At 74.6% G+C, this 10480-nt stretch carries 8 protein-coding genes, 1 pseudogene and 1 riboswitch; of the genes and pseudogenes, 3 read left to right on the forward strand and 6 right to left on the reverse strand.

Annotated features, from left to right (window positions below; all coding sequences use genetic code 11):
- Positions 1–188: 188 nt before the first annotated feature.
- Positions 189–641 carry a rhodanese-like domain-containing protein gene (locus KSNIM_RS19885; RefSeq protein ID WP_263104554.1) on the forward strand — a complete coding sequence of 151 codons (453 nt, stop codon included), beginning with the start codon at positions 189–191 and terminating at the stop codon, positions 639–641.
- A 433-nt stretch (positions 642–1074) separates the two neighbouring features.
- On the opposite strand, the gene KSNIM_RS19890 is transcribed toward KSNIM_RS19885, so the two are convergent.
- Complete coding sequence (locus tag KSNIM_RS19890) at positions 1075–2568, reverse strand: aminopeptidase P family protein (protein WP_263104555.1); 1494 nt, start codon at positions 2566–2568, stop codon at positions 1075–1077.
- A gap of 113 nt (positions 2569–2681) precedes the next feature.
- The gene (locus tag KSNIM_RS19895) at positions 2682–4130 is read right to left on the reverse strand and encodes a PP2C family protein-serine/threonine phosphatase (RefSeq protein WP_263104556.1); all 1449 of its coding nucleotides are present in this window, start codon (positions 4128–4130) and stop codon (positions 2682–2684) included.
- A gap of 477 nt (positions 4131–4607) precedes the next feature.
- On the opposite strand from KSNIM_RS19895, the gene KSNIM_RS19900 reads away from it, so the two are divergent.
- Positions 4608–5258, forward strand: coding sequence for a bifunctional DNA primase/polymerase (locus tag KSNIM_RS19900; RefSeq protein ID WP_263104557.1), 651 nt, complete (start codon positions 4608–4610; stop codon positions 5256–5258).
- A gap of 209 nt (positions 5259–5467) precedes the next feature.
- Here the strand turns inward: KSNIM_RS19900 and KSNIM_RS19905 are convergent, their stop codons facing one another.
- The 4 genes from KSNIM_RS19905 to KSNIM_RS19920 all read right to left on the reverse strand — a co-directional run bounded on the left by KSNIM_RS19905 (position 5468) and on the right by KSNIM_RS19920 (position 9715).
- Complete coding sequence (locus KSNIM_RS19905; RefSeq protein WP_263104558.1) at positions 5468–6448, reverse strand: SEC-C domain-containing protein; 981 nt, start codon at positions 6446–6448, stop codon at positions 5468–5470.
- Positions 6449–6568: 120 nt separating this feature from the next.
- Positions 6569–7138 (reverse strand): ATP-binding protein, encoded by a 570-nt coding sequence (locus tag KSNIM_RS19910; RefSeq protein ID WP_411543875.1) that lies wholly within the window; start codon positions 7136–7138, stop codon positions 6569–6571.
- A 240-nt stretch (positions 7139–7378) separates the two neighbouring features.
- Entirely contained in the window at positions 7379–8125 is a 747-nt protein-coding gene (locus tag KSNIM_RS19915; protein ID WP_263108029.1) for a glycerophosphodiester phosphodiesterase family protein, read from the reverse strand.
- A gap of 210 nt (positions 8126–8335) precedes the next feature.
- A complete protein-coding gene (locus KSNIM_RS19920) occupies positions 8336–9715 on the reverse strand; it encodes a purine-cytosine permease family protein (RefSeq protein WP_263104559.1) in 1380 nt (459 codons plus the stop codon).
- A riboswitch (TPP riboswitch) is annotated at positions 9710–9850 on the reverse strand. It overlaps the preceding gene by 6 nt.
- 245 nt (positions 9851–10095) lie before the next feature.
- Between KSNIM_RS19920 and KSNIM_RS19925 the strand changes: the two are divergent.
- A pseudogene (locus KSNIM_RS19925) lies at positions 10096–10480 on the forward strand (hypothetical protein); the annotation flags it as partial.

Here is a 10480-nt window from a genome sequence, read left to right on the forward strand (position 1 = left end):
CGGGGCGGCGGCCGACGGCCACCGGCACCGGGCCGCTCGGCGGGTGGACGGGCACGGCGGCCCCCTTCGTCCGGGCTGGCGGGATCTTGGCGAGTGTAGTCGTCAGCGCCACTGTCGGGCGGTCCGACCGGCCGCGAGGATCGATCCCGTCGCAGCAGATCAGCAACCGGACCGACAGGAGCCCGCAGATGACCGCCGCCGTCTCGCCCGTGACCGAGATCCCCGCCCTCGCCCCCGAGCGCGCCTTCGCCTTCTTCGCCGAGCGCCTGGGCTGCCAGGCCGACCCGGCCGACGTGCACGGCGCGATGCGGGACGGGCGGCAGGACTTCACCCTGGTCGACGTTCGCGCCGAGGGCGCCCACCGCAAGGCCCACCTGCCCGGTGCGATCAGCCTGCCGCTGGCGGAGATCACCGCCGAGCGGGTCGCCGGACTCCCGTCCGGGCTGCTGGTGGTGTACTGCTGGGGCCCCGCCTGCAACGGCCCCACCAAGGGCGCGATGCGGCTCGCCGCGCTCGGCCGCGAGGTCAAGGAGATGATCGGCGGCCTGGAGTACTGGGTCCGCGAGGGCTGGCCGACCGAGGGCCGCCGCCCGATCGACCCGAGCACCGCCGGCCCCGCGGACCTGGGCCTGGTCTGCTGAGCACCGTCCTGCGGGTGGACCCCTTGGCGGGGGCGGATTGTCAGTGCCCGGGCCTAATCTGAAGTCGTGTCCGAGGCCGGCGCCGGCCGAGCGGCGGGGGCGGGGCGAAAAAGCAGTGGGAGCCCGCCGCGTCCGTCGGGGAGGATGCTGCTTCGTCAGGACGAGGGCCCGGGGGACGGGGCCGGTGCGGCAGAGCCCACCGGCGGGCCTCGCCGCACACATCCACCACCACAACCGCAGCGATCTCTTTGGGGGGTCACGCCATGAACGTGTCCGTTGTCTCCACTTTTGCGCAGAACATCCCCACGCCGGTCCGGATGTCCGGCTGGGGCCGCCGCGGCGCCCGCCGCTGAACCACCCACGGGGGTGCCCGGCACGCACGACGGCCGGGCACCCCGCACGGGGCGCCCGGCCGTCGAAGATGCCGTCCGGGTCAGCGGGCCAGGCCGGCCATCCAGGACTCGACCTCGTCGGCGGTGCGGGGCAGACCGGCCGAGAGGTTCTCGTTGCCGTCGGCGGTGACGAGGATGTCGTCCTCGATGCGGACGCCGATGCCGCGGTACTCCTCCGGGACGGTCAGGTCGTCCAGCTGGAAGTACAGGCCGGGCTCGACGGTGAGCACCATGCCCGGCACCAGCTCCGCGTCCACGTACTCCTCGCGGCGGGCGTGCGCGCAGTCGTGCACGTCGAGGCCGAGCATGTGGCCGGTGCCGTGCAGCGTCCAGCGGCGCTGCAGGCCGAGCTCCAGCACCTTCTCGACGTCGTACACCGACGGGTCGAGCAGGCCCCAGGCGAGCAGGCGCTCGGCGAGCACCCGCTGCGCGGCGTCGTGGAAGTCGCGGAAGCGGCCGCCCGGCTTCACCGAGGCGATGCCGGCCTCCTGGGCGTCGTACACCGCGTCGTAGATCTTGCGCTGCAGCTCGTTGAACCGGCCGTTGATCGGCAGGGTGCGGGTGACGTCCGCGGTGTAGAGGGTGCCGGTCTCCACGCCGGCGTCGAGCAGCAGCAGCTCGCCGGGACGGACCTCGCCGTCGTTGCGCACCCAGTGCAGGGTGGTGGCGTGCGGACCGGCCGCGCAGATGGAGCCGTAGCCGACGTCGTTGCCCTCGACCCGGGCGCGGCGCCAGAAGGTGCCCTCGATCCAGCGCTCGGAGGTCGCGACGGCCTGGCCGAGCTCGCGGACGACGTCGGTGAAGCCCTTGACGGTGGCGTCGCAGGCGGCCCGCAGCTCGCCGACCTCCCACTCGTCCTTGACCAGGCGCAGCCCGGACAGGAAGACCTTCAGCTCGTCGTCGCGCTCCTCGTCGAGCACGCCGGCGAGCGCCTCCTCCAGGGCGGCGTCGTAGCCGCGGACGATCCGGGTGGGCACGCCCTCGACGGCGGCGAGCTCCTCGGCGGCCTTGCGGACGTCGCGGGCGGGCAGGCCGAGCAGGGCCTGCGCCTCCTCCAGGCTGTGCCGGCGGCCGACCCACAGCTCGCCCTGGCCGTCCAGCCAGAACTCGCCGTTCTCGCGGTTCGAGCGCGGCAGCAGGTACAGCACGAAGTCGTGGCCGCCCTCGGTGGGCTCGCCCACCAGGACGGCGTCCTCGGTCTGGTCGCCGGTCAGGTGCACGTACTCGCTGGCGGCGCGGAACGGGTAGTCGGTGTCGTTGGCACGCACCCGCAGCCGGCCGGCCGGGACGACCAGCCGCTCACCCGGGAACGCGGCGGACAGCTTCGCCCGGCGCCCGGCCGCGTAGGGGGCCTGGGCGATCGGCTCCAGCCCGCGCAGCTCCGTGTCGGCCCAGCCCGACTGCATGGACGCGGCCAGCTCGTCGGAGACCTCCCCGTACAGGCCGTTCTTGCGGCCCTTGATCGGCTGGTCCTCCTCCTCGGCGGCCAGGCCCTCGGGGTTGTCGGACACTGCCGGGGTGCGGTCCTCGGTCACGTACGTCGCCTCCTTGCGCGCGTCTCCCCGCCCGGGGCACGTCGGATCGCGACGTGGTCGGGCGGCCGTGCCCACCATGGTACGAGGACGGACCGAACGGCTGTCCGGGCCGGTCAGCAGAAGCGCAGCGCCAGCAGCACCAGGTCGTCGGTGCCGGCGGCGTCGCCGCCGGTCGCCTCCAGCAGGTGCGCGCAGAGCCGGTCGGGGTCGAGCCGGACGTCCCGCGGGGCGTCGGCGGCGGCCCGGCGCAGCGCGGCCTGCCCGGCGTGCAGGCTCGGGCCGCAGCGGCGGGCGAGCCCCTCGGTGTAGAGCAGCAGCAGGTCGCCGCGGTCCGCGGCCAGCTCGACGCCGGGCGCCTCCCAGCAGCTGAGCACGCCGAGCGGGGCGGAGAGCGAGGTCTCGACGAAGCGTGCCTCGTCGCGGGAGACCAGGATCGGCGGGCAGTGCCCGGCGCCGGCCAGCGTGACCCGCCGCTCCGCGGGCTGCACCCAGGCGTAGACGGCGGTGGCGGTCCGGGCCGGCTCGGTGGTCTTGAGCAGCAGTTCCAGGTCGCCGAGGACGGAGACCGGGTCCTCGCCCTCCAGCACGGCGTAGGCGCGCAGCGCGGCCCGGATGCGTCCCATCGCGGCGGCCGCACCGGGGGCGGAGGCGGGCCCCGCGCCGGGGCCGTCGCCGAAGACGCTGCCGACGGTCAGGGCGAGGGTGCCGTCGGGCAGCTCCACGGCGTCGTACCAGTCGCTGCCGGTGGCCTGCTCCAGGCCGGCGGTGATGCAGCGGGCGGCGAGCCGGATGCCGTCCAGCACGGGCAGCCGGTCCGGCAGCAGGCCGCGGCGCAGGGCGTCGGTGGCCCGCCGCGACCGGTCGGCGGCGAGCTGGCCGGCCAGCACGGGTCCGGCGAACTCGCAGTAGCGGCGCAGCAGGTGACGGCGGCGCTCGCCGGGATCGGCGGGCTCGTCGTAGAACCAGGCGGCGGCGCCCAGCGGGCCGTCCTCGGCGGTGCCGAGCGGCACGGCGAAGCAGGCGCCGAGGCCGAGCTGGGCGGCGACCTCGCGGAACCGCGGGCCGACCGACGGATCGTCGGCGAGGTCCGCGACCAGCAGCTGCCCGCCGTCGCCGGCCCGGCTGAGCAGCCCGGCGAACGGCCCGTGCTCGGCCGGCACGGTCTCCAGCGCGCCGATGCCGGAGCGGTCGAGGCCGAGGCCGACGGTGCGGCCGCTGCCGCGCGCGGTGGTGGTGATCAGGCCGCGCCGGGCGCCGAGCAGCGCCGCCCCGGACTCCAGGACGGCGGCCAGCGCGGCGTCCAGTCCGCGGGCCCGGGCGAGCAGTTCGGTGTGCTCGTGGAGGCTGGTGAAATCGGACAGCCATCCGGCCAAACGGTCCTGCAGTCCGCCGTCGGCGTGGTCGGCGAACTCGTCGCCGAAGAGCGCCGGCAGCGGGAGCACCGGCGTCAGGACGGCCGCCGCGGGCGCCGTGCCGCAAGGGGCCGGGGCCGCTCCGCACGCTGCCGTGCCGGGCAGCGCCGCACCGCTCACGGCCAGTCCGCTCGGCTGGGCGTCGGTCATGTCGCAACTCCCCACATACTGGTACGTGTCACGCAGGACTCCCGAGACCGGACAGAACGAGTGCTATCTCACTGTTCGGCAGCAATCCACCACTTGTACACAGGCCGATCGGGGCATGTCCATAAGCGTGACGAGGTCTCTCCCGGCCGCCTGCGCGCGCTGTCGGCGGCCGGTGCCGGGGCGCGTCGGGCCGGCCCGCGGCGGCGTCGTGCGGCTGCTCGGGCTGACGCTCGGTCAATCTGCGGTCCGGATCGTATGCTTCCGCCTCGCAGCGGCTCCCCGGGCGACGGCCGACTCACTCGTACGGTGGAACCGGCGGCCCGCAGCGCGCGTCCATCCGGCCGTATGAGGGATTCTCGTTCCAGGGGCCGTGCGGCCGGGAGCCTCCGGGTGCCTCCCCCTCCCTCGTCTCACGCCGCCCGCGCCCGCGCCGGCGGTCGTCCTGGTCGCCACGGTCGCGGAGAGGAACGAGCACCCATGCGTCGGATGCAGTTGCGGTGGCCGGGGAGCCGCCGGCGGGAGCAGGGCGCGCTGCTGTTGGCGGCGCTGGAGGCGGCGGACCGCGGCTGGCCGGTGGTGCCGGGCGCGCGGGCCGTCCGCGGGGTCTTCGGCCCGTGCAGCTGTGGCGAGCAGCGCTGTCCGCTGGCGGGCGCCCATCCGCACGACCCGCCGCTGGCGGCCGCCACCACGGACGGCCGGATGGTGCAGTGGTGGTGGGAGCACCGGGCGCCCGGCGCGCCGGTGCTGGTCGCCACCGGCCGGTCGGTGTGCGGGGTGAGCCTGCCCGCCGCGGCCGGCGAGCGGGTGCTGCGGTACTTCGCGGACGTGGGGGTGCCGGTCGGCCCGGTGCTGGCCGTGCCCGCACGCCACGTGCTGCTGGTCGCGCCGTTCACGCTGGAGGAGCTGGGCGGACTGCTGGCCGAGCGGCCCTGGGTGCCGGGTTCGCTGCGCTACCACGGGCCGGGCGGGTACGTGCTGCTGCCGCCCTCGCAGACCGGCGCCGGCGGGGTGCACTGGGTGTCGCCGCCGGTGGGGGACGGGCTGTGGCTGCCTCAGGTCGGCACCCTGCTGGAGGGGTTGATCGCGGCGAGCGTGGCCGAGCCGGACGGCAGCCGACTGGCGTACTGATCCCGGCGCGGGCGGCCGGGCGGGGTGTCACCGGGCGCTGCGGGGCGTCCCCGGGAATGGAAAATCCGGTCGCTGGCGACGGGGGATGCACCAGCGACCGGACTGTTTAAACAGTAACAAAGATCCGGCGGGGAGCCAATTTGTCCGCCCATGGCCGACCTGGCATTTTCGTCCCACCGGTGAAAATGTGACCGGAGTCACATTTCACGTCAGTTCAGGGTGATCTGACGGCTCACCAGGTTGGCCCGGGCGCGGCGCTCCTCCGCCGTCAGTGGCGCGGTCTCGGCGAGCGCCCCGGACAGTCGCTCGGCGAACTCGGCGGCGGGCTGCTCGCAGTCCTTCGCGGAGAACTCCACCGGCAGGTCCCACACCGGCACGGTCAGGCCGTGCGCCCGGAACGAGCCGACCAGCTTGGTGTCCTCGCCCAGCGAGCTGCGGCCGGCCGCGGACAGCCGCGCCAGCGCGTCCAGCAGCTTCTCCTCGGGCACGGTCATGACCCAGCGCAGGTGGTTCTTGTCCGGGGTGCCGCACCAGTAGGCCGCATCCACGCCGGCGACCTTCTCGGTCGGGATGGCCGAGGCGTTGGCGCGCTCCAGCGAGGCGGCCACCTCGCCGGTCGCGGACTCGGCGTCCTCCAGCCAGAACTCGAAGCCGGTGTGCACGGTGGGGGCGAAGCCCGCCGAGGTGTCCAGCAGGTCCTGCAGGCGGCGGCCGCCCGGCACGGTCCGGCGGGACGGCACCGGGGTACCCGGCTCGGTGGCGAGCGCCAGCTCCAGCGCGTCGGCCAGGTCGCGGCTCAGGTCGCCCGAGCCCGACTGGGTCTGCAGACCCAGCAGGATCGAGCCGTCCGCCCGGCGCAGCGCGGGCCAGGCCAGCGGCAGCACGGTGGCCAGGGTCACCGAGGGCACCTCGCCGACGGCGCCGTCCACCACGCCGGCGGCCAGCGCCAGCGGCGCGGTCGCGGCCGGGACGAGCTCGCGCAGCGCGACCCAGTCGGCCTCGCCCGGCAGCCCCTCGAACGGACGGTGCACCAGCTCCTGCACGGCGTGCGCGGCCTCCCGGCCGTGGCAGGCCTTGTACCGGCGGCCGGAGCCACACGGGCACTTCTCGCGCGCACCGACGACCGGGATCTCGCCGGTGGCGGTGGCGGTGCTGGGCTGCGACGAGGACTTTGCGGCCTTCTTGGCCATGGTGAGGCTCCCGGGAACGGCGACAGTGCACCCGCAGCCTACTGAGGTTCGCGCCGGCCACCGGTGCGGACGCACCCCGAGGGGGTCGCCCCGGCGGTGCCCGCGCGCCCCGTACCCGGCCTATGCGGCCGGGTCGTCCCGCCGCTCCGGCCGGACGGGCAGCGCGGCCCAGACCGTCACCTCGCCCGGCGCGTCGCGGACGCCCCAGGCGTCGGCCAGCTTGCCGACGATGCTCAGCCCCCGCCCGCCGCGTGCCGTCAGCGAGGGGCTGGCCGGCCGCGGCCTGGTCGGCGCACCGCCGTCGGTCACCTCCACGACGAGGCCGTCCGCATGCGTCCACCAGCGGACCAGGATCCCGCCCGGATCGCATTCCTCCGGCACGTCCGAGCCGCCCTGCCGGGACGCCGTCACCGCCCGGACGAGGACCGCGTCCACCATGTCGGCGGTCGTCCGCTCGATCAGTTCCGCGAGCTTTCCGAGCGGCCGTGCGTAACGACAGGAATTGCTGAGCAGTTCGGAGAGGATCAGCACGGCGTCGTCGACGACCGGCTCCGGTACCGCCCGTTCACCGAGCTCCCGGCGCATCCTCCGACGTGCCGCTCCGACGCCGGCCGGACCGTGCGGCACCGCCATGGTCGACGAAGTCGGCCCTGTCTTTTCGGGCACAGCACGCGCCACCATCAACGCCACCCCCGGGACCTCCTTCAGCGTCTGCCGAGGGATGGATGCCCCCTGGGAATGCGTCGGAAACGGCCGTTCGGCGATCGCGCACGGACATTCCGGAGGCCCGCGACCCACCGTATTCAACCACCGATAAACCGCTTACGGTCTGTTGTGAAAGTCCGAGGAATTGAGCGTTCCCTGAGCTTCTGTCAGAAGTCCGCGCCCCGGTGTGCGCCGTTCGCACATCGGTCCGCCCGGGTGGTGCGCTCAGCGGCCGAGCTGCTCCAGCACCTCGCGCGGCCGGTTGGTGATCAGCGCCTCCACGCCCAGCTCCAGGCAGAGCTCGACGTCCTCGGGCTCGTCGACCGTCCAGACGTGCACCCGGTGCCCGGCCCGGCGCAGCGCCGTCACCAGCCCGGGGTCCCGCCGCACCAGCTCGATCCCGGGACCGGCGATGCCGGCGCCGCCGGGCAGCGACCGCGTCCGGCCGAGCACGGGCAGCCGGCGCTCCAGCAGGTACACCGTCGGCACCGCGGGCACCGCCCGGCGCACCCGGTGCAGCGACAGCTCGGAGAAGCTCATGATCCGGACGGTGGACTCCTCCGGAGTGCGCGGCAGCAGCCCGTAGTGGTCCAGCAGCCGCACCAGTTCGGCCTCGGTCCGGCCCGCGTACCGGGTCGGGTGCTTGGTCTCGATGGCCAGCTCCACCCGGCGGCCGGCGTCGGCGACCAGTTCGAGCAGGCCCGCCAGGGTCAGGATCGAGCTCGGCCGCGGGGTGTCCGGCGAGTGCCAGGAGCCGAAGTCGAGCTCGGAGAGCTGGGCCAGCGTCATCGCGGACACCGCGCCCCGGCCGTCCGAGGTCCGCCGCACGGTGCGGTCGTGCACGCACACCAGCCGGCCGTCGGCGGTCAGCCGGACGTCGCACTCCAGGCCGTCCGCCCCCTCCTCGATCGCCCTGGCGTACGCCTCCAGGGTGTGCTCGGGCAGCGCGGCGGAGGAGCCGCGGTGCGCGATGACCCGGACGGCCGTGCGGTCGGGCGACGGAGCGGCGGAGGTAGCCGGCGCGGTGCGGCGGAGCTTCTGAGTGTCCACATCAACACCCTACGAGAGCGCGAATGTCCGATCGGATTCGGCACGGGAAACCCGTGGTGAACACCTCCGTCCGGCGGTCGGCGGCACCGGACGGAGGCCGGTGGGCACCCGGCCGGGCGCCCCCCCCGGGGTTCAGCCGTCGGCGCGCGCCCCACGGCGCGAGGAGAGCGGGGTCAGCGCCCAGGTCGCCAGCGCCGGCACCAGGAAGCCGAACAGCGAGGCCGAGGTCCACGGCTGCGGGGTGAAGCCCACCGCCGACTGCAGCCCCTGCCAGAAGTCCGTCCACCAGCCGGCCACCGCGGTCGGCGCGAGGAACTGGTACGTGGCGAAGCCCAGTGCCCACGGCAGCAGCATCAGCCAGCGGGCCGGGGCGTCCTGGCCGGTGTCCCACCCGTGCCGGCCCGCCCCGAAGAAGTAGTCCACCGCCAGCACCGCCAGCAGCGGCACGAAGACCGCGCCGATCAGGTAGAGGAAGCTCGCGTAGGTGTCGTTGAACTCGCCCTCCTGGACCCGCAGCGCCAGCAGCGTCACCAGGGCGCCGATGCCGCCGGTGAGCAGGCGGCGGTCCACCTTCGGCAGCAGGTTGTGCACCGACATGGCGGTCGAGTACACGTTCGCGAAGGACTGGTCGGTCTCGCGGACCACCAGCACCAGCAGGAAGGCCCAGCCGGCCGCGACGCCGGTGAAGGAGGAGAAGATCTTCGAGGTGTCGCCGCCGGACTGCAGCAGCGCGATCAGGCCGAGCACGTAGCACCAGACCTGCGCCAGCGAGTAGCCGGTGAAGGTGCCCCAGTACGCCGAGCCGGGCGTGCGCGCGTGCCGGGTGTAGTCCGCGGCCAGCGGCACGAAGGAGATCGACACCGCGATGATCGCGTCGGTCGCCGACAGGAAGCCGTCCCAGTTGCCCGCACCCGGGTCGGGGAAGCCCTGCCGGCCCAGCTGGACGGTGAAGTAGACCATCGCCACGCCGACCGCGACCGCCACGTACTTGCGCAGCACCGCGATCGAGCCGAGCGGCCAGATGGTGAGCGCCGTGGTCAGCGTGCCGGCCAGCAGCACGAACAGCCAGCGCCAGCCCTGGGTGCCCGCCACCGTCTGGGCGCCGCCGGCGATCACGATCAGCTCGAAGACGCCCCAGCCGATGCACTGCAGGATGTTCAGTACCGTCGGCAGGTAGGAGAGGCGGGTGCCGAACAGGCCGCGCAGCATCGCCATCGCCGGCGCGCCGGTGCGGGCGCCGATCAGCGCGGCGACGCCCAGCATCGCCGTGCCGATCACCGTGCCGGCGACGATCGCGGTGACAGCCGCCGCGAAGGACAGCTCGTGGCCGGCCGCGCCGAGCACCGTGGCGGCGCTCTGGAAGCCGATCAGGCTGACCCCCAGGTTGGCCCAGAGGGCGAACTGGGCGCGGAAGTCGAGCGTCCGCGGCGGGGCGGTGTCCAGCACGAGCGGCGCCTCGACGCGCCGGCCGGCCTCGACACCGGGAACAGGGGCAGGCGAAACAGCCGTCATGGCCGGAACTCCCTACGCCGGCATTACCCGGACAGGTTCAGGCGGTCAGCGCCCCCTCGTCCGGCCCGGACTCCGCCCGGCCGGTCGATCGGCGCACTCTCAGCCTGGAAGGTCCAAGCTCCCGCGTGTTCAGATGAGGACGACAGGCTAACGAACCCGGCCGCCCGCGCCAAGGGGCGGAGGTTTCCGTTCCGCATCGCGGGACGGCCGGTCGCCGGCCGCGTGGCGTGGCCCGCCTTCCGCGCTCCGCCGCAGGTCGGACGCATCCTGTCAGGGACGGCTAAGGATTCTTAGCCGTTCTTCAGGAGGCTCCTTACGGCAACCGAATCAGCCATGCGAAACACTATGGGCCAAGGATCTGTCAGCTATGGAGGTCGTCCGTGAGCAACGAGCACGCGAGTGGGTCCACCGGGCCGCAGGAGGAGCAGCTGCCCTCCGGCGAGCCCCGTTCGGTGGGTCCGGCTCCTGACACCGCGGCGGCCGACGGGCCGCCGCCGGTCGTCGAGTCCGCGCCCACGCTCGCTCTCTCCAAGCTGAGCGAGCCGGCCCCGGCCGCGCCCTCCTACCTCGACGCGCCGCCGCCCGCGTCGCCGCCGGCACCGTCCTACCTGGACGCACCGCCGCCGGCCGCCCCCGCAGGATCCGGGTACGTCGACGCGCCGCCGCCCGTGGTGGCCGCCGCCCCCGGCCAGCCGCAGCCGCAGCCGGCCAACCCGTACGCGGCGCCCGTCGCGGCCACCGACCCGTACGGCACCCCGGCGGCCC

The organism is Kitasatospora sp. DSM 101779, assembly GCF_025655475.1.
Taxonomy (GTDB): Bacteria; Actinomycetota; Actinomycetes; order Streptomycetales; family Streptomycetaceae; genus Kitasatospora.

Excerpts from the sequence above, each read along its gene's own strand:
- KSNIM_RS19885 (WP_263104554.1), top strand. The coding sequence starts at position 189 with ATGACCGCCGCCGTCTCGCCCGTGACCGAGATCCCCGCCCTCGCCCCC.
- KSNIM_RS19895 (WP_263104556.1), bottom strand. The coding sequence starts at position 4,130 with ATGACCGACGCCCAGCCGAGCGGACTGGCCGTGAGCGGTGCGGCGCTG.
- KSNIM_RS19900 (WP_263104557.1), top strand. The coding sequence starts at position 4,608 with ATGCGTCGGATGCAGTTGCGGTGGCCGGGGAGCCGCCGGCGGGAGCAG.
- KSNIM_RS19905 (WP_263104558.1), bottom strand. The coding sequence starts at position 6,448 with ATGGCCAAGAAGGCCGCAAAGTCCTCGTCGCAGCCCAGCACCGCCACC.
- KSNIM_RS19920 (WP_263104559.1), bottom strand. The coding sequence starts at position 9,715 with ATGACGGCTGTTTCGCCTGCCCCTGTTCCCGGTGTCGAGGCCGGCCGG.